Origin of the sequence: Nocardia sp. NPDC004068 (genome assembly GCF_042874315.1) — a bacterium.
Taxonomy (GTDB): domain Bacteria; phylum Actinomycetota; class Actinomycetes; order Mycobacteriales; family Mycobacteriaceae; genus Nocardia.
In genome coordinates this window covers 668483-686898 of the sequence record NZ_JBIAMW010000001.1, presented here as the reverse complement: position 1 = coordinate 686898, position 18416 = coordinate 668483, and the positions used below count along the sequence as shown (strand labels likewise).

The window sequence follows — 18416 nt, the reverse complement described above, 5'->3', positions numbered from 1 at the left end:
ACAGCGGAGGATCGGCTCAGCCGGGCGGGTGGTCGACGCACAGGTCGACCAGTTCGTCGAAGGTGCAGCCGAGCAGCTGTTCCATGGAAGGCCGGAAACCCCAGGCGAATTCGATCCGGTTGGCCAGCATCGTCGCCCGCAGCGAGTTGCCGCCCGATTCCAGGAAGCGGTCGGCGCCCGCGACGGCGTCCACCTCCAGCAACTCGGTCCAGAACTCGGCCAGGGTCGCGCGGATCTCGTCGCCCACCGCGGTCATACCGGCTCCTGCCACAGGACCGGGCACACCTCGGGGTCGGCGTAGTCCGGATCGCCGAATTCGTCTCGCGCGCAGAGGAAGTCGTTGATATGGGACTGCCGGTTGCCGTGCTCGTCGACGGTCGGCACGTAGCGGTTGTCGGCGTCCTGCATGTGCACCGCCAGGGCCGCGCGGGCCCGGTCGGACCGGTTGGGCAGGCTGCCGTGGATGGTGCGGCAGTGGTGGAAGCTGACCTGCCCCACCCCGAGCAGCAGCGGCACCGGCACCACCTGCTCGCCCGCGGTGTCGATCCGCGCGGCGATCGCGTCCAGATCGGATTCGTGGAAGAACTCGAGCGTGTCGTTCCCGGTCCAGCGGTGGCTGCCGTCCACGACGGTCATCGGTCCCATATCGGCGGTGACGGTCTGCAACGGGATCCAGGCCGAGATCAGATTCCGCGACGAGCACGTCTTCCAATAGGCGATGTCGGTGTGCCAGCCGACGGTGGAGACCCGCGGGCTCACCCGCGGTGGTTTGTAGATCAGCTGGTCGTGGAACAGCCGCACCCGCGCGGTGCCCGCCAGCCGGGCGGCCGTGGCGGCGATGAGCGGATGACGCACCAGCGCCCGGAACTGGTCGATCTGGAGCGACACATAGTCGTTCTGCCGCAGCACGTCTCCGCGGCGCGCGGTCCAGTCGGTGCCCGCCTCGAACGGGAGCACCGCGTCGCGTTCGCCGCCGTAGTAACGTTCGGCGCCGAACCAGGCGTCCTCGATATCGCTGTCGGACAACAGTTTCGGCGACACCCACCAGCCGTGCTCCCGGTAGTGGGCGATATCGCGCTCGCCGGGCAGCAGCGCCCGTTCGGCCTCGGTCAACGTCTCCGTCATCGGACCCCTTCCGGATATCCCAGCGGGCTGAGCGCGTCCGCCGGGCTCGCCTCGGTGACCGGACCCAGCGCGGTCGCGGGGACGTACGCCGGATCCTCGGCGCGCCAGCACAATTCGCCGATCTCGGTCTCGATCGACTCGCACAGGACGACGAGGGTGTCGAGGTAGGTCGCGAGCAGTCCGGGCAGCGCGGCGGGATCGCCGAACGCGGTCACGGTGATCCGCTCCCCCGCCTCCCGGACGAAGACGGTCGGATCCGCGGCGGCCACCACCGGCACCGGCCGGAACGGGTCCTGACACAGCCCGGTCACCGCGCAGCCCGCCAGCCGCAGCGCCTCCATCGGGTAGCGGTCCAGGACGAAGATCGCGTCGGGAACGCCGGTGCGCCAACCGAATCGGCGGCGCAGCTCATCGACGACGAACCGGTAGGGCAGGCGTTGGTGGTCGAGCGCCCGCACGGTGGTGTTCGCGGTGCGGAACAGGCATTCGGCCAGCGACGGCTCGCCGGTGAGATCCGGGTTCAGCAGCAGGCCGTTGTAGTGGGCGCCGAGCACCCCGGCGGCGGCCAGGGTCGGCCGGTTCGCCGCGAGGGTGCCGATCACGGGCCGGGGCCGGTCCGGCGCGCGCAGCCGCAGCACCGCGCCGAACGCGGTGAGCAGCAGCGCGTACAGCGAGACGTTCGCGCCGCGCGCCAGCGCCCGCAGCTCCCCGGTGAGCGGCGCGGGCAGGACGATCGCGCGCCGGTGCGTGGTCGACTCCAGGGGTGCGGGCGGCCCGGCCGGGGGTGTGGCGGACGCGAGATGATCTGTCCACCAGTCGAGTTCGGCGGTCGCGGCGGCGCTCGCGAGCCAGTCGTGCTGTGCGGCGGCGACCTCGAGGCATTCGGCGGTGCGGACCGTGGGCGGCGGGGAATGATCGCGCAGTCGGGCCGCGTAGGCGAGCGAGAGCCGTTCGGCGAGCAGGTGCAGCGACCAGCCGTCGGCGGCGATGTGCGGCAGCGTCAGCAGCAGGACGCGGCGGTCGCCGCCCAGCTCGAGCAGCCGCACGCGCAGGGCCGGGTCGGCGGCGAGGTCGAAACACGCGGCCCGGTGCCGCCACGCCGCGTCGGCGGCCGCGGGCAGATCGTGGACCGGCGCCCGGGACAGGTCGACGGGTTCGGGATCGTGCACCTCCGCGATGGGCACGTCGTTGCGCCGCGGGTACCGGGTGCGCAGGGTCTCGAACTCGCCGACCACGTCGGACACGGCGGCCCGCAGCGCGTCCACGGCCAGCGGACCCGCCACGAGCAGCGCGTAACTCAGGTTCAGCGCGGCCGGGCTCACCCGGTGGCTCAGCGCCCACAGCTGCCGCTGGGTGTCGGTGAGCGGTCCGGTGCGGGCGCGCGTCGTGGTCATTGCCGGACCGCGTAGACGAAGTGCACCGCCGTTCCGGCGTGCAGGGCGTCCTGGTCGACGGTCACCCGGAACCCCTTGTGCACCAGGAGTTTCGCGATCTCGGCCAGCATGCCGTTCAGGTCGTGCACCTCCACCACGACCTGCTCGATCCGGTCCCAGTCCGCGGGGCGCAGCCCCAGCAGCACGTCGAGTTCGGCCTTCTGCACGTCGATCTTCAGCAGGGCGATCCGGTCGGTGCCGGTCTCGGCGATCACCTCGCTCAGGGTGCGGACCTCGCACGCGTAGGTCGCGCCGCGGGTGCGTTCGTCGAGATATTCGCGGGACGCGGCGAGCAGCGCGTTGGCCGGATCGGCGTGCAGCGCACCGAGATTGCGGATGATGCCCGCGAGCAGTTCGCGTTCCTGCCCGGCGTCGGGATGGAACGACGACATGCCGGTGAGGTTCGGGTAGAAGGTCAGGTCGGCCGTGCCCGCGACGCGCCCGAGCCCGAACGGGAACAGGCGGACGTTCGGCACGCCGCGGGTGTTGGCGCGCAGCGCGTCGAACAGCGGCGGGCACGGCTCGAACGCGAACACCTCGAGCCGCGGCGACTGGGCCAGCGCGTGCAGGGTGAACAGCCCGATGTGCGCGCCGACGTCGAAGACCCGCCCGGTGCTCGGATAGCGGATGCCGCCGCGGTCGTAGGTGCGCCGCTCGGTCACGTCGAGATACAGGTAGCGCGTCTCGGCGGGTTGCAGCGCGACGACGGTGCGGCCGTCGGGCAGCAGCACGTCCGACGCCGTCGCGGCCGCCGGGGTCTCCGCGCCCGCCCCGGGTCCGGTGGCCGCGCCGCGCAGGCGGTCGATCTCGGCGGCGAGCGCGGCGACGGTGGTGCCGCGCAACAGCACCCGCAGCGGCACCGCGACGGAGAACATCTCGTTGAGCTGGGCCACCACCTGGATGCCGATGCGGGAGTGGCCGCCCAGGTCGATGAAGTTGTCGTCGGGTCCGACGCTGTCCATGCCGAGCGCCTGCGCCCACACCTTGGCCACGTTCTGCTGGGTGTCGCCGCGCAGCGGGCCGCCGCTGGTGGATTCGCGGGGCGGTCGGGGCAGCGCGCCGCGGTCCACCTTCCCGGTGGGGGTGGTGGGCAGGACCGTGGTGAACACGATGCCCGAGGTGGCCGGAACCATGTGTCCGGGAAGCACTTCCAGCAATTGTTCCCGCACGCGGGCCGGGTCGGGGTGGTCGTCGTCGCCGACGAGGTACGCCGACAGCTGCCTGCCGAGCCCCTCGTAGTCGTGCACCGCCACCGCGGCGTGCCGGACGCCGGGGACGCGCAGCAGGTGCGCCTCGATATCGGCGAGTTCGATGCGATAGCCGCGGATCTTGACCTGGTCGTCGCGCCGCCCGAGGAATTCGATGGTGCCGTCGGGCAGGTAGCGGGCGAGATCGCCGGTGCGGTACATGATGTGGTCGCCGTCGCGGAACGGGTCGGGTACGAACGCCTCCGCCGTGCGCTCCGGGTCGAGGTAACCGCGCGCGGGGGCGAGCCCGCCGACGTGGATCTCCCCGGGGACGCCCGCGGCCACCGGTTGCCGCGCCGAATCCAGCACGTACACACGGACATTGGTGATCGGCCGCCCGATCGGCGGCAGTTCGGGCCATTTGGTGCTGGGTCCGGTCAGCGCGTGCGCGGTCACGACGTGGGTTTCGGTGGGGCCGTACTGGTTGTCCAGGCGGCAGTCGAGCCGATGGAACAGGCGGCGGATGGGCATGGAGATCTGCAACTGCTCCCCCGCGACGATCACCTCGTCGAGCGAATCCAGCGACCGCTGCGCGAGATTGGCGGCGATGGCCATCTGATCCAGCGCCACCGCGGGCAGGAACAGCCGGGTGATCCGGTGCCGGTCGATCACCTCGGGCAGCAGCGAGACATCGTCGCGCATCTCGTCGGAGGCCACCAGCAGGCAGCCGCCGTGCGCCCACGTCGCGAAGATCTCCTGGAAGCTCACGTCGAAGCCGATCGAGGTGCGCTGCAAGGTCGTTCGGCCCGCCGGGTCGATGCCGCGCTCGCGCTGCCAGCGCACCAGATTCACCAGGGTGCGGTGTTCGATCGCGACGCCCTTGGGGCGGCCGGTGGAGCCGGAGGTGAAGTTCAGGTAGATCAGATCGGACGGCCGGGCCCCGGCGGCCGATCGGGTCGCGGCGGCGCGGGCGATGGTGGCGGCGTCGGCGTCCAGGCACACGGTGGCGATGTCGCGGTCGCCGAACAGGCCGGACAGCTCCGCGACCGTCACCGCCGCCGTCATCCGCGAATCCGCCACGACCACACGGTTTCTGGCGGCGGGGAAGGTGGGGACGATGGGCACCGCGGCCGCGCCCGCCTTCAGGATGGCGAGGGTGGCGAGGACCATCTCGTGGTTCGCGGGTACGCACAGGCCCACGCGCGCACCGACTTCCACGCCGAGGGCGCGCAGATGGTTGGCGAGCCGGTTCGCGCGCTCCTCGACCTCGCGGTAGGTCAGGGTCAACTCGCCGAAGACGAGCGCGGGCGCGTCGGGGTGCGAGTCGACGGCCTGTTCCACCAGTTCGTGGGCGCAGCGCGGGTCGGGGGCGCCGACCTCGCCGCCGGACCATTCGGTGAGGATCACGTCGCGTTCGGCGGGCGGTAGATACTCGAGCTCGCCGATCGTCCGATCCGGTTGCGCCAGCGCGTGTTTCAGGAATTCGACGACGTGTCCGCCGAAGCGGAGCACGGTGTCCTCGTCGAGCACATTGGCGTTGTATTCGAGGTCGAGCGTGTCGCCCGCGTCGAGGGTGATCGTCACGTCGTTGCGCACGTCGGCGGTGGAGACCGCGTCGGCGGCGCGGATGAGCACGGGATAGAGCGGATTGCGGTTGGTCACCTCGGCCATGCCCAGGCTCTCCAGCAGGGCCGCCGAGGAATCGAGCGGGTGGGTTGCGCTCTCGGCCAACGCTTTCCGCACGGTGTCGCGCAGGGTGTCGAACGAGTCGCCGGGCGCCGCCGCGATCAACAGCGGCACATCCGGCCCGGCCGATCGCACGCCCAGCACGACGCCCTGCGGCGCGTCGCCGCCGTGATAGCGGAACAGGACCGCCGCGACGGCCGCGAGCAGCAGTTCGTCCCGGTCCGGGCGGTTCGCGAGCGGCTCGGCCGGAACCCGCACCCGCTTGCTCTTGCGCCGGTACACCCCGGATCGGCGCTTGAACAGCGGCGGCCCGGACTCCGGGTAGCGCACCGCGAAACGGGAGGTCCACCAGGCTTGTTCGGTCACGGCGTTCGCTCTCTCACTTCGGCCACAGCACGGGACAGACGTCCGGGTCGGCGTAGTCGGGATCGCCGTGGGCGTCCCGGCGGCACAGCAGATCGTTGATGTGCACGGTGGGTTTGCCGGAGTCGTCGGTGTGCGGGACGTATCTGTTGTCGTGGTCCTGGAGGTGCAGGGCCAGCGCGAGCCGGTCTCGGCCGCTGCGATTGGGCGCCGAACCGTGGATGGTGCGGCAGTGGTGGAAACTCACCTGGCCGCGCCGCAGCCGGGGGCGGACACGCTCGATCGGCTCGTTCCCGGCGAAGGCGCGTTCGAGCGCGTCGGCGTCGCGTTCGTTGAACGTGCGCATCCATTCGGTGTCGGTGCGCAGGTGACTGCGGTCGATGAACGACAGCGCGCCGATCGCGGGATCGCAGTCCTGGAAGGGGATCCAGGCGGTGAGCATGTTCCGCGACGAGCAGGTCTGCCAGTAGGCGATATCGGTGTGCCAGCCGACCGTGGCGTCGTCGGTGTCCAGGCCCGCCGGTTTGCAGATCAGTTGATCGTGGAACAGCCGCACGGATTCGGTGTCCGCGAGGCGGGCGGCGATCGCGGCCAGGAGCGGGAACTCGACCAGGGGGGCGAGGTCGTCGTTCTGCAACGAGACGTAGTCGTTGAGCCGGATGACCTCACCGTGTTCGGGACGCCAATCGAGGTATCCGCCCGAGATGAGCAGCGGGTGGTCGCGTTCCCCGGCGTAGTGGCGTTCCGCGCCGATCGCGGCCTGATCCAGCAGGTCGTCAGGCACGATGGGCGGCGACACCCACCACCCGTGCGCGCGGTAGAAGGCGATGTCCGCGGCGGTGACGACGTCGACGACCGAGGTCATGAATCCTCCTCCGCCCGTCGACTTTCCATGACAGTCAGGGGGGCGCCGAAGGGCACGTTGGGGTAGACGTTGAGTTCCGGCGCGATCCGGATCCGCAGCAGCGCGGCCGCGTCGGGGTCGCGCCACAGCCAGCGCAGCGCGTCGGCCAGTTCGTCCGGCGCGTCGGCGGTGCGGGCGGCGATGCCGTAGGCCGTGGCGACGCGCGCGAAATCCGGTGCGTCGTAACCGATCACGGTCGACGGGTAGCGGCCGTCGAACGCCTGCTCCTGCAATTGCCGCACCGAGCCGTGGCAGCCGTTGTCCAGGATCACGATCTTGATCGGCAGCCGGTAGCGCACGACGGTCTGCAATTCCTGGATATTGAACTGGAACGCGCCGTCCCCGGCGATGAGCACCACCGGCCGCGCGGCGGCGACCGCGATGCCGATGGCGGCGGGGAAGGCCCAGCCGCACGGTCCCATGCCGAGTGCCGGGAGGAAGCGCTGTCCGTCGGCGGGCCGTGCGGATTGGCAGGCCCACCACAGGTGTTGGCCCGCGTCCACGACCAGCGCCGCCGCGGGCGCCGAGACCGCCGACAGCTCCCGGATCGCGATATTCGGGTTGATGCCCCGACAGCCGGAGAGTTCGGCGTCGTCGGGCCAGCGCCGCCGCGATTCGGCGAGGCGGTCGAGCCAGTCGCAGCGGTCCGGGAAGTCGCGTTCGGCCGCCAATTTGCCCGCGACATCGAGGAATTCGCGCAGATCGGCGACGATCCGGTGCGGATCGCGCAGCCGGTCCATCTCGCCGGGATCGCAGTCGACCTGGAAGACGGTGCGGCGCTTGGTGAATCCGCTCACGTCCGCGCCGAGGGTGCCGAAGTCGAGTTTGCTGCCGAGCACCAGGACGAGGTCGGCCGCGTCCACGGCGAGATTCACCCAGCGGTTGCCGTACATCCCGATCATGCCCAGCCGCAACGGATCATCGCCGGGCAGCACGTCCAGCGCGGTCACCGACGCGGCGACGGGCGCGCCCAGCGCGCGCAGCAGCGTTCGGCACTCCGCGGCGGCGCGGGCGGCGTGCACACCGCCGCCGAGCAAGACCAGGGGGCGGCGGGCGGCGGTGAAGGCGTCGAACAGTTCGGTGACGGCCTCGGCGTCGCGGAACGGGACCGGCGCGGCGGCGGGCGAGCGGTCGAACCGGGCCCGGCGCGAGACGGGCTGGGCCTGGAGGTCCGCGGGCAGTTCGAGCAGGACCGGGCCGGGCCGCCCGGTGGTGGCGAGTTCGTAGGCGGCGTCGAGCATTTCGGGAATCTCGTCGGCGGTGCGGGGACGCCACGCGGCCTTGGTGACCGGGGCGGCCATGGCGACGATGTCGCATTCCTGGAAGCCGTACTGCCGCACCGCGCGTCGCCCGCGCAGCAGATAGCTCTGCACCTGCCCGGTCAGGAACAACGCCGGGACCGAGTCGAGGTAGGCGCTGCCGACGGCGGTGAGGGTGTTGGTCGCGCCGGGACCGGCGGTCACCAGCGCCACGCCGGGCGCGCCGAGATAGCGGCCGACGCCGTCGGCGGCGAAGGCGACGGCCTGTTCGTGGTGCAGGGTGACGATGCGGGTGCGGCCCTTGCGGTGCACGGCGTCGAGGAGGGTGGCGATCATGCCGCCGGGCAGCGTGTAGATCTGCGCGATCTCGCGGTCGCACAACCATTGCGCCACCTGGTCGCTGGCCGTGGTCCGATGTCCGAGATTGCCGGTGTCGATCACGCTGCGCCCCTCCCCGGCTCAGAACGTCCGCCGCGCCGGCCAGCGCTTCAGCTCGGGCAGACAGTGTTCGGCGAAGCACCGCAGGCTGCGCGCGCCGTCCTCGTCGGGGATGCCGTGGAAGATGGCGAGGACGCCCTGGAGGTCCAGGCGTTTCCGGTAGTCGGCCAGCTTCTCGAGCACCTGATCGGGCGTGCCGTACACCACGGTGGCGGGCGGCCGGTCCACCTGCGGCGCCGCGCCCGCGCGCATGATCCGGTAGTACTCGTACCCGCGTACCGTGCCGAACTCGGGTTTGTCCATGCCGTAGTGATCCACGGCGACCCGATGCGCGGCGCGGTCGTACCGGGTGGCGAGTTCCAGCGCCCGGTCCGGGTCGGGATCGACGACGACGGTCGCCGACAGCAGCGATTGCGGGGGTTCGGTTGCCGCGCCGTGGATTTCGCGCCAGGCGTCGCGGTAGCGCTCGTGGTCGAGCTGGAGGAGTTCGGGCGGTTTGACGATGATGTACATCGCGCCCACGCCGAGCCGGGCCATGAGCGGCCCCGACTGCGGCGAGACCGTGGCGCTGAACAGGCGGCCGTCGAACGAGCGCGCGGGGCGCGGGCGCAGTTCGCGGCGCGGTTGCGCCAGCGTCGCACCACCTTCCACGATTCCGGTGGTCAGGCCGTCGAGCAGGATGCGGGCGTATTCGTCGAACAGCGCGCGGGACCGGTCCATCGGCACGCGCAGGCCCTCGTATTCGTCTCGGCCCAGCCCCCGGCCGAGTCCGACGACCAACCGGCCGCCGGACAGCAGATCGGCGAGGAGCACCTGTTCGGCGAGACGGACCGGGTCGTGCCAGGGCAGCACGAGCACCGCGGTGCCGAGTTGTATTGTGCTGGTACGACTTCCGATGTAGGTGAGCGCCTGGAGCGGGTCGGGGATCAGGCCGTAGTCGCTGAAGTGGTGTTCGGTGAGCCAGACCGAATCGAAGCCGAGTTCCTCGGCCCGCAGGCAGAACTCCAGTTCACGCCGGACGAATTCGTGATCCGGACAGTCGAACCGATTCTGAAAGGCCGACTCGTAGCCTACGTGCACGACACTCCCCCGTCATCCCCGATCGGCGATGGCGTCTTCCGACGCTGCTGGCGAACCTACCACGAAATCCGCTGGCATTGAAGGAATCAAGAGCGGAAACAACTGGCACACAATGGTGTTCGCGGGTGCGCCGGGAGCCAGCAACCCACGTCGGATGGGGGTGTTTCGGGGGCGGAAGCTGCAATCCGTCGATCGCGGGGTATCGAAATCGGCAGGGACAGAACATGATCAGTTATATCCGGGTGTAGCCCCCTGGACGGTCGGCGGTCACCGGGAGGACCGAATCGCTTCCGCCAGAACAAGATCGGAGGCGCGCTCCGCGATCATCTGAACCGGGGCATTGGTGTTGCCGCGAACGATCCGGGGCATCACCGACGCGTCGGCGATTCTGAGGCCCTCGATTCCGTGGACTCGCAGCGAGGGGTCCACCACGGCCAGCGGGTGACGGCCCATGGCGCAGGTGCCCACCGGGTGGAACAGCGTCCGGGTGTGGGTCCGGATGTGTTCGCGCAGTTGGGTGTTCGTCGGGGTCGTCGTGTCCAGCAGGTGCGGCCGGTGCAGATAGCGGGCGAAGGCGGGGCGCGCGCAGATGCCGAGGACGCGGCGGCAACCCGCGAGCACGGCGGCGAGATCGTCGCCGTCGGTGAGATATCCCGGTCGCAGGATCGGGTGCGCCCGCGGGTCGGCGCTGCGCAACCGGAGGCGGCCGGTGCTGCGCACGTCCACGAGGGTCACGCCCGCGGTCACCGTGGGGCGGTCGTGGCGCGGTCCCTCGATGTCGTAGAAGGCGGTCGGAGTCAGATGCACCTGGATGTCGGGCGGGCCGCCGGAACCGTCGCCGCGCAGGAAGCCGCCCGCCTCGGCCACATTCGACGACAATGGGCCGGTTCCGGAGGAATGCCAGGTCAGAGCGTTGCGGGCGGTGGCGAGGTCCAGTCGCAGATCGGTGGTGTCGCGGGTGTGCCACACCAGCGGGGTGACCGGATGATCCTGGAGGTTGTCGCCCACGCCGGGCAGCGCGGCGGCCACCTCGATGCCGAGCGACCGCAGGTGCGCGGGCGGCCCGACGCCGGACAACAGCAGCACCTGCGCCGACCCGATCGCGCCCGCCGCGAGGATCACCTCCGAATCGGCGTGGGCCGTGCGCTCCTCCCCCGCGTCGGACCGATAGGTGACGCCCCGCGCCCGGCCGCGGGTCAGGACGATCCGGGTGACCAGAGCGCCCGTGCGCACGCACAGATTGGGCCTGGCCAGGGCGGGTGTCAGGTAGCCGTCGGCGGCGGACCAGCGCCTGCCGTCGCGGCAGGTCACCTGGTACAGCCCGGCCCCGGTCCGGTGCGCGCCGTTGAAGTCGGCGTTGGCTGGGAGCCCGGCGTCGACCGCGGCGCGCACCCAGGCGTGACTCAGCTCGTGGGTGTAGCGCCGGTCCTCGACGAACTGCGGTCCGTCGGTGCCGTGCAGCGGGCCGGAATGCGTCGAATTGCGCTCGGCGCGAACGAAATACGGGAGGACCGCGGCGTAGTCCCAGCCGTCGGCGCCGAATTCGGATCGCCACCGGTCGTAGTCGGCCGCCGCGCCGCGAATGTAGATCATGGCGTTCATGGCCGAGCAGCCGCCCAGGGCCCGCATCCGCGGCCACGCCACCGAGCGCCCGGCCAGCTCGGGCTGCGGCGCGGTCCGGTACCGCCAGTCCAGCGCCGTACCGAACAGGGCGGTGAACGCGGCGGGCATCCGCACCGCGGGCGCGTCGGCGGTCCCGCCCGCCTCCAGCAACAGCACCGACGCGGCGGGATCGGCGCTGAGCCGGTTCGCCAGCACACATCCGGCGGTACCGCCGCCGACGATGACGAAGTCGAATGAATCCCGCTGTGCTGTAGCGCATTCCACCGACACGATGGTATCCAGGGACGATGACCGAACCAAGCGCGGACGAGATCCGCGACACCGTCCACCGGATCGTCCGCGGGCTGGCTCCCGAGCCGGTGCCCGATCCGATCGGGCCGCTCGACCTCGTGGACGAGTTGGGCTTCCACTCGCTCGCGCTGCTCGAGCTGGCGGTGGCGCTCGAGGACGAACTGGGCCTGCCGCCGATGAACGAGGAAGGCGTGCAGGACATTCGCACCGTCGACGACGTGGAGACGTTCGTCCGCGCGGCGATCCGCGACTCCGCGGTCTAGCCCCGCCCGCCGATCTCCTCGGCCGCGCCGCCGAGCGCGGTCAGCAGCCACTCGATGTCCGCCTCGCCCAGGATGGCGGGCGGCGTCAGCCGCACCACCTCGTTCGCGCCGAGGGTGTGCGAGACGATCACCCGGCGGCGCAGCAGCGCCCGGGTCATCGCCAGCGCCGTTCGGGCGCTGTCGAATTCGATGCCGATCAGCAGACCCCGCCCGCGCACCTCCCGTACCGCGCCCGGACAACCCGCGAACATCGCGGTTCGGATCGCGGGCAACAGCCGCGCGCCCAACTCGCCGCTGCGGGTCGCCAGATCCTCGTCGCGCAGCACCGACAGCGCCGCCATGGCGGCCGTGGCGGCGACCGGATTGCCGCCGAAGGTGGAGGTGTGCAGGAACGGATCCCGGTCCAGGGGGCTGTGCGCCTCCGCGCTCGCGATCGTCGCCCCCACGGGCACCACGCCGCCGCCGAGGATCTTGCCCGCCAGCAGGATGTCCGGTGTCACACCGGCTTCCGCGCAACCCCACGGCGTACCGAGGCGGCCGAGTCCGGTCTGGATCTCGTCGACGATGAGCAACGCGTCGGCCTCGTCGCAGGCGCGCCGCAGCCCGGCCAGGTAATCCGGCGGCGGGATCCGCACCCCGCCCTCGGCCTGGACCGGTTCCACGATCACGGCGGTGGGTTCGCCGTCGGCGAGCAGCCATCGCACCGCGGGCAGGTCGCCGAACGGCACGTGCACCACCCCGGGCAGTAGGGGGCCGAGCGTGGCCCGGTAGCGGTCGCGGCCGGTGACCGACAGCGCGCCGAGCGTCTTGCCGTGAAAACCGTTGTCCATGGCGATGATTCGCCGCCGTCCCGAGACCCGGGCGAGTTTGAGCGCGACCTCCACGGCCTCGGCGCCGGAATTGGTGAAGGTGACGTGGTCCAGGCCCGCGGGTGCGTACTCGGCCAGCGTCGCCGCGGCCTCGACGATCGTCGGGTCCGCGAGCAGATGCGTGGCCAGCGAGCGTTTGCGGAGCTGGTCGAGCACGGCGTTGAGGATGCGCGGATGACCGTGCCCGAGCAGGAAGACGCCGTTGCCGCCGCAGGACAGGTAGCGCTCGCCGTGCTCGTCGAACACGTGACACCCCAGGCTCGACGCCTCGATCGGCGCGCCGAGCATGCGCAGCATCCGGCCCATCCCGTCGCTCACATGACGCCGGTGGCCGTCGAGCACGGCGTCGAGGGACGTTGTCCGCGAGTTCATTCCGGATCCTCTCGTCAGTGGGGCGGGGCGGTCGCCGGGCCGTATGCGGCGCGCGCGGCGGCCTCGACATGGGCGACGAAGCCGTCGAGGAATTCGATCAGCGCGGCCCGGTTCGTGCGGTCCACCGAATACAGGCATTTGACGCCCAGCCCGTCGGCCACATCGCCGAAATGGAACTCCGCGGCGAACGGGGTGGTGGAGAAGGGGACGTCTTCGTACGGTTCGACCGCCAGTCCGGGCAGGGTCAGCGTCTTACCGGGGACGTCGAGGTACTCGACATCGATCGAGCCGTACTCGAACAGCAGCTCCGGATGCCGTCGCCGGGCGGCCGCGCCGCGCGGCATCGGCACCAGGTGGTAGGGCACCTCCTGACGGGCGATCGCGCCGAACACGACGGTGCGGGCGCCGCGCAACAGGGCCGGAAAGTCGTTGCCGCTCACATCGATCGGCAGCAGCAGCATGTTCACCAGGAAGCCGACGGTGCGGCGCACGCGCAGATTGGAGCGGTCGGCGAACACCGCGGGCAGGATCACCCGCTCCGCGCCGGTGAGCGCGCCGAGATAGCCCGCGAACGCGCCGGTGAGCACCGCGAAGAGGGTGGATCGCTCGCGCGTGGCGAGGTCGCGCAGCAGGGCGGCGAACGCGGCGGGCATGTCGTAGCGCAGCATCCCCTGTTCCGCCGACGCGGCCGGGTGGTCCAGCACGGGGGGCAGCGGGACCGGCTGGCCGTCGCCCAGCGTCCGCTGCCACCAGGCGACCTTCTCCGTCAGCGCGCCTTCGTCGCGCCGCCGGTTCTGCCAGTCGGTGAAGTCGGCGAGCTGCCAGGTGGGCGGCTCGGAAGGCGTTGCGGCGGCGCCGATCCGGATGGCGTAGTGGGTTTGCAGGTCGTCGGCGATCACGGCGGTCGACCAGCCGTCGGTGACGATGTGGTGCACGGCGAGGGTGAGCACGTGCTCGTCGGGCGCGACGCGGAAGACCCGGCAGCGCAGCGGCCATTCGCGGGCCAGCTCGAAGCGGCGGTGGTACTCCCACTCGACCAGTCCCGCCACCTCGCCGGGCGCGCAGTCGACGACGCGGATCAGGCTGTCCGGCACCGGTTCCGGGGTGTGGACGTGCTGTGTCAAGTCGGCTCCCACACCGGTGAACGTGGTCCGCAGGCCCTCGTGGCGTTCGGTCAGCGCGCACACGGCGGCGGTGAGGTCGGGGACGCGCAGGGGGCCGCGCAGCCGGTACGCGCTGAAGACGGTGAGCGCGCCGTCGGCGCCGCGGTAGCGCTCGAGCAGCCACATCAGGCGCTGGCCGGTCGAGGCGGCGCTCGTTCGTTCGACAGGCATCCGGCCGACCTCCCCACCGGCCGCGGCGACCGGCGAGTCCCATGCTAGTCCCGCGTGGGCCGATCTCGGCGCGAGTTGCGTTGCCGGGCAGATATTTTCGTGCTGTCACAATCTTGCGAACGCGAGTAGGATCGAAGCGTCCGCTGGTGGTCGTTCGGGGGAATGCGAAGTGCGACAGCTGCTTTCATGGTTGGACGAGCCGTCCGCGACCGCGCGGGTGCGCGTCGCCGAGGGGCGGGGGTGGCGGGAGATCCCCTACGGGGTCCTGCGGGACCGCGTCGTGGCGGCCGGGCGGCGGTTCGCGGGGGCCGGGGCCGGGCCGGGCACCGTGGTGTCGATCGTGCGGCCCGTGGTCGACGAGTTCCTGGTGGATTTCTTCGGGGCGCTGCTGGCCGGTGCGACGCCGAACCCGCTGCCACCGCCGCTGCCGCTGCAACGCGCCGACGCCTACGTCGAGCGGACCGCGGCGCTGTTCGGGGTCGCCCGGCCCGGCCTCGTGTCGACCACACCGGACCTGGCGGACCTGCTGCGGCCGGTGGCCGCGGGCGCGGTGTTCGTGGACCCCGACGGCCCGACGGCGAATACGCCCGGCTGCGCGGCGGATTCGATCGGGTTGCTGCAATTCACCTCCGGCAGCAGCGGCACGCCCAAGGCGGTGCGGGTGAGCGTGGCCAATCTGGCGGCGAATATCGAGGCCATCCGCGGCTGGCTCGACGCGCGGGCCACGGATCGCGTCGCGACGTGGCTGCCGCCGTATCACGACATGGGGTTGATCGGTTGTCTGCTCGCCCCCACGGTGTTGGGGTTGCCGATCGACGCGATGACCCCGCTGGATTTCATCCAGGACCCGCTGCGCTGGCTGTCCTGTTTCGGGCGGGGGGACGCGACCATCGCGGCCGCGCCGAACTTCGCCCTGTCCTATCTGTTGGCCAAGGTGCCCGCGGCGGCGCTCGCGGGCTGCGACTTCGGCCGGTGGCGGTGTCTCATCGTGGGCGCCGAACGCATCGATCCCGCGGTGCTGCGCGGGCTCGTGGAACGGCTGGGGCCCTTCGGTTTCGACGAGCGGGCCCTGTGCCCGGCGTACGGGCTGGCCGAGGCGACGCTGGCGGTGACCGGGGTGCGGCCCGGGGAGCGGGTGCGCTGCCTGCCCGAGGGCGGTGCGCCGGTCGATCTACTGGACGCGGCGCTCGACGACGGGCGGAGCTGGCTGGTGAGTTGCGGGCGGGCGCTCGACGGGGTTGCGGTGACCGGCAATCCGGAGATCGTCGTGCGGGCGCCGAGCGTCGCCGTCGGGTATCAGACGGTGCACGGCCCGATGTCGTTGCGGTGCAACGAGTCCGGGGCGTTGGCGACCGGGGACGCCGGGGTGATCGTGGACGGCGAGCTGTACCCGATCGGTCGGCTCGGCGACGCGATCAAGGTGCGGGCGGTCACGATCTTCGCGGAGGATATCGAACTGGCGGTGGCCGCGGGGTGCGCGCTCGGGGCGAATCGGGTGGCCGCCGTCGCCGGAAACGACGGGGCCGCAACGGAAGTCGGGCTGTTGGTCGAGCGGCCGGTGGTCGACGCCGAACGGGTCCGGGCGATCGTGCGGCGGTGCGCGGGCGCCGACGTGCCGGTCCGGGTGTTCGCGGTGGCGCGCGGCACCATCGAACGGACCACCAGCGGGAAATCGCGGCGGCGGATCATGTGGGCCCGGCTGCGCGCGGGCGACTTCGATCAGTTCGAGGTGTCCTGAACCACCGATTCCGTTGTCGCCGAGGGCTTTCGGCGGCGTGGGGTCAACCATACCGCCAGGATCAGGGCGGCTACGCACACGCCCGTGCAGACCCACAGCATGAGATCCATGCCGGAGACGAAGGCGGTGCGCACGAGGGCGAGGAGTTCGGGGATCCGCGCAGCGGCCACGCCCGCGCTCACATTGTCCCGGATCGGGGGAATGTCGAAGTCCCCCAGCCGAATCCGGTACCGCGAGGCGACCAGCGAGGGCAGCACCGCCGCGCCGATCGTCCCGCCCACCTGCCGGAACGCCTGGATCACCGCCGATCCCGATCCGGCGCGCTCGGCCGACACCGAATCGACCGCGGTGCCCAGCGCGGTCGGCATGACGAAACCCATGCCCGCGCCGACGAGCGCCGTCCACACCCCGATGATCCAGTAGGCGGTGTCCACCGAGGTTCCCGCGCCGATTCCCGCCGCGCACGCGAGCATCGCGAAGCCGAGCGCGATCACCGGCCGCGCCCCGCCCCGCCGCCGGATCCCGTCGGCGACCCGGGTGCCGACCACCAGCCCCGCCATCATCGGGATGAGCCGCAGCCCGGAACCGAACGCGTCCGTCCCGGACACCGCCTGGAAGTACTGCGGGAGTACGAACAACAGGCCGTAGAGAATGAACATGCCGAGCGCGATGAACAGGCTTCCCGCACAGAACCCGCGGCTACGGAACAGCGCCAGATCGATGAGCGGATGCGCCGCGCGCCGCGCCCACAGCACGAACACCGCGAGCACGACCACCCCCACCGCGATCGGCCCCAGGGCTAGCGGCGCACCCCACCCGTCCTGCCCCGCCTTGATGAAACCGTAAGTGAGCGAGAGCAACCCGAGCGAGCAGAGCACCGCGCCCACGTAATCGACCGGCACCGCCCCAGCGCCGCGCTGCTCGGGCACGAACGCCGCCACCGCCGCCGCGCCGACGACGACCAGCGGGACATTGATCAAAAAGACCGAGCCCCACCAGAAGTGGTTCAGCAGAAACCCACCGAGCACCGGCCCCAACGGCAACCCGAGCGCGGCCGCCGCCACCCACACGGCAATCGCCCGATCGCGCTCCTCGGGATCGGCGAACAGCGCGGGCAGCACCGCGATCGAGAGCGGAATCATGATCGCCGCCGCGAGCCCGAGCACCGCCCGGGCGGCGATGAGCTGGGCGACGTTGTCGGCGTATGCGCAGGCGGCCGAGGCGATTCCGAACAGTACGAGCGCACCGAGCAGCAGGCGTTTGCGGCCGTACTTGTCGCCCAGGACGCCCGCGGGGAGCATTACGCCTGCAAGCATGAGGGTGTAGGCGGTGCTGAACCATTGCAGGGCTGAGTTTCCGGCGTGGAGGTCGAGGGAGAGGGTGGGGAGGGCGACTGTCAGGACTGTGACGTCTAGGCCGATGGTGAGGGTTGCCAGGGCTATCGCCGCCAGGGCGATCCAGCGGCCGGGTGCGGGCGATGGCATGGCGTGCTCCCCCTCGGCGAAAGTTGTTGTTGGGCAGGAACTATAGCGCTGGGGGGTGGGGGAGGGAGTGGATGTCGTTGGGGGTACCCCTATTCGGTGGCGGGCTTCGTTGCCGACACCTGGCAGCGCCGGGGGTGGACGCGCGCCGCGACCCGGAGTGAAGGGTCTTTCATAGTTTTCGAAGTTCACCACTTCAATTACGGCAGGTTAACTTCCGCCCTGTCCTATTTGATGTCATTTACCTCATTAGCAATCGTAAACGAATTTGCGCGCTCGCTATCGGTCGGCCGCCAAGTCGGCTCGAGCCGCACGGTTGAAGTCCAGCTTCAATTGATTGAACGGATCAAGAAGGTTACGATCTGGCACAGCACCGGAAACCACCGTTCTATACAGAAGATCCAATCTTCTTGAGATTTCTTCAACAATTTTACATATTTTGTCTGAGCACGTCAGATTGACCTTCGCAGCAGCTTTTCCGGTAGCTTCGAATGCTTCTCGTAAGCTAGCCCATTCTCTAGTATCAGACGCCCCTAACGAATCCGACCGTCGCGAGGCCGGCAGCGCAGCAAAGTCGAGAGTCGCAATCAGTGCGTTATCTATCGCCGACAGCAATTCAACATAGGACACTTCCCGTTCCTTGTTCAGAAATTCAGAGCGAGATCGGGCGTCAGCACTAGCGATCTGCTTATTCGCCACGCCAAATGCAACGTAAGCAGTGACCGAGGAAGCAGATATAGATACAACCAAACTAGCAACGATAGCCATTAGTGCCGCCGCCCTATTTATCCTGGCGGCCTTAATAACGCCCGCGCGGTTGATGGCTGCAGCGCGTACCGCACCCGCCCGAGATACGCGGGCCGCTCGGATAGGTTCCGATCGGTTATCGCGGTGCGAATCCGGCAACCTTCGCAAGGTACTAGACATCAATCGTCTGCTGATGCTTCTACTTCGGGCCGACGGCGTGAGC

At 70.5% G+C, this 18416-nt stretch carries 14 protein-coding genes; 2 read left to right on the top strand and 12 right to left on the bottom strand.

Going from position 1 to position 18416, the window contains the following annotated elements:
* Nucleotides 1-16: 16 nt before the first annotated feature.
* From ACFYTQ_RS03265 to ACFYTQ_RS03230, 8 genes are all read right to left on the bottom strand, one after another.
* Complete coding sequence (locus tag ACFYTQ_RS03265) at nt 17-256, bottom strand: phosphopantetheine-binding protein (RefSeq protein ID WP_387356674.1); 240 nt, start codon at nt 254-256, stop codon at nt 17-19.
* The gene (locus tag ACFYTQ_RS03260; RefSeq protein ID WP_387356673.1) at nt 253-1125 is read right to left on the bottom strand and encodes a phytanoyl-CoA dioxygenase family protein; all 873 of its coding nucleotides are present in this window, start codon (nt 1123-1125) and stop codon (nt 253-255) included. Before ACFYTQ_RS03260 ends, ACFYTQ_RS03265 begins: the two co-directional genes overlap by 4 nt.
* Complete coding sequence (locus ACFYTQ_RS03255) at nt 1122-2519, bottom strand: condensation domain-containing protein (RefSeq protein ID WP_387356672.1); 1398 nt, start codon at nt 2517-2519, stop codon at nt 1122-1124. The genes ACFYTQ_RS03260 and ACFYTQ_RS03255 overlap by 4 nt, the downstream gene beginning before the upstream one ends.
* Nucleotides 2516-5797 (bottom strand): amino acid adenylation domain-containing protein, encoded by a 3282-nt coding sequence (locus ACFYTQ_RS03250; RefSeq protein WP_387356669.1) that lies wholly within the window; start codon nt 5795-5797, stop codon nt 2516-2518. Before ACFYTQ_RS03250 ends, ACFYTQ_RS03255 begins: the two co-directional genes overlap by 4 nt.
* Nucleotides 5798-5810: 13 nt before the next feature.
* A complete protein-coding gene (locus ACFYTQ_RS03245; RefSeq protein WP_387356667.1) occupies nt 5811-6659 on the bottom strand; it encodes a phytanoyl-CoA dioxygenase family protein in 849 nt (282 codons plus the stop codon).
* Nucleotides 6656-8398, bottom strand: a complete 1743-nt coding sequence (locus ACFYTQ_RS03240) for a thiamine pyrophosphate-binding protein (RefSeq protein WP_387356665.1) — start codon at nt 8396-8398, stop codon at nt 6656-6658. The genes ACFYTQ_RS03245 and ACFYTQ_RS03240 overlap by 4 nt, the downstream gene beginning before the upstream one ends.
* Nucleotides 8399-8416: 18 nt before the next feature.
* A complete protein-coding gene (locus ACFYTQ_RS03235; RefSeq protein WP_387356664.1) occupies nt 8417-9475 on the bottom strand; it encodes an LLM class flavin-dependent oxidoreductase in 1059 nt (352 codons plus the stop codon).
* A 267-nt stretch (nt 9476-9742) separates the two neighbouring features.
* Entirely contained in the window at nt 9743-11362 is a 1620-nt protein-coding gene (locus tag ACFYTQ_RS03230) for a GMC family oxidoreductase (protein ID WP_387356663.1), read from the bottom strand.
* 23 nt (nt 11363-11385) lie between these two features.
* Between ACFYTQ_RS03230 and ACFYTQ_RS03225 the strand changes: the two genes are divergently transcribed.
* Nucleotides 11386-11652 (top strand): phosphopantetheine-binding protein, encoded by a 267-nt coding sequence (locus tag ACFYTQ_RS03225; protein ID WP_387356662.1) that lies wholly within the window; start codon nt 11386-11388, stop codon nt 11650-11652.
* Here ACFYTQ_RS03225 and ACFYTQ_RS03220 read toward each other — a convergent pair.
* Nucleotides 11649-12893, bottom strand: a complete 1245-nt coding sequence (locus tag ACFYTQ_RS03220) for an aspartate aminotransferase family protein (protein WP_387356661.1) — start codon at nt 12891-12893, stop codon at nt 11649-11651. The genes ACFYTQ_RS03225 and ACFYTQ_RS03220 overlap by 4 nt on opposite strands.
* Nucleotides 12894-12907: 14 nt before the next feature.
* Nucleotides 12908-14227: a condensation domain-containing protein gene (locus tag ACFYTQ_RS03215; RefSeq protein ID WP_387356660.1), complete on the bottom strand. Its 1320-nt coding sequence runs from the start codon at nt 14225-14227 to the stop codon at nt 12908-12910.
* Between the two features lie 190 nt (nt 14228-14417).
* On the opposite strand from ACFYTQ_RS03215, the gene ACFYTQ_RS03210 reads away from it, so the two are divergent.
* Complete coding sequence (locus ACFYTQ_RS03210) at nt 14418-15965, top strand: AMP-binding protein (protein ID WP_387356658.1); 1548 nt, start codon at nt 14418-14420, stop codon at nt 15963-15965.
* On the opposite strand, the gene ACFYTQ_RS03205 is transcribed toward ACFYTQ_RS03210, so the two are convergent.
* The gene (locus ACFYTQ_RS03205; RefSeq protein ID WP_387356656.1) at nt 15947-17449 is read right to left on the bottom strand and encodes an MFS transporter; all 1503 of its coding nucleotides are present in this window, start codon (nt 17447-17449) and stop codon (nt 15947-15949) included. The two genes, ACFYTQ_RS03210 and ACFYTQ_RS03205, sit on opposite strands and share 19 nt — an antisense overlap.
* Before the next feature lie 276 nt (nt 17450-17725).
* Nucleotides 17726-18145, bottom strand: coding sequence for a hypothetical protein (locus ACFYTQ_RS03200; RefSeq protein ID WP_387356654.1), 420 nt, complete (start codon nt 18143-18145; stop codon nt 17726-17728).
* Nucleotides 18146-18416 lie beyond the last annotated feature (271 nt).

Coding starts and splice junctions, on each gene's coding strand:
- ACFYTQ_RS03265 (WP_387356674.1), bottom strand. CDS start 256: ATGACCGCGGTGGGCGACGAGATCCGCGCGACCCTGGCCGAGTTCTGG.
- ACFYTQ_RS03260 (WP_387356673.1), bottom strand. CDS start 1,125: ATGACGGAGACGTTGACCGAGGCCGAACGGGCGCTGCTGCCCGGCGAG.
- ACFYTQ_RS03255 (WP_387356672.1), bottom strand. CDS start 2,519: ATGACCACGACGCGCGCCCGCACCGGACCGCTCACCGACACCCAGCGG.
- ACFYTQ_RS03245 (WP_387356667.1), bottom strand. CDS start 6,659: ATGACCTCGGTCGTCGACGTCGTCACCGCCGCGGACATCGCCTTCTAC.
- ACFYTQ_RS03225 (WP_387356662.1), top strand. CDS start 11,386: ATGACCGAACCAAGCGCGGACGAGATCCGCGACACCGTCCACCGGATC.
- ACFYTQ_RS03220 (WP_387356661.1), bottom strand. CDS start 12,893: ATGAACTCGCGGACAACGTCCCTCGACGCCGTGCTCGACGGCCACCGG.
- ACFYTQ_RS03215 (WP_387356660.1), bottom strand. CDS start 14,227: ATGCCTGTCGAACGAACGAGCGCCGCCTCGACCGGCCAGCGCCTGATG.
- ACFYTQ_RS03205 (WP_387356656.1), bottom strand. CDS start 17,449: ATGCCATCGCCCGCACCCGGCCGCTGGATCGCCCTGGCGGCGATAGCC.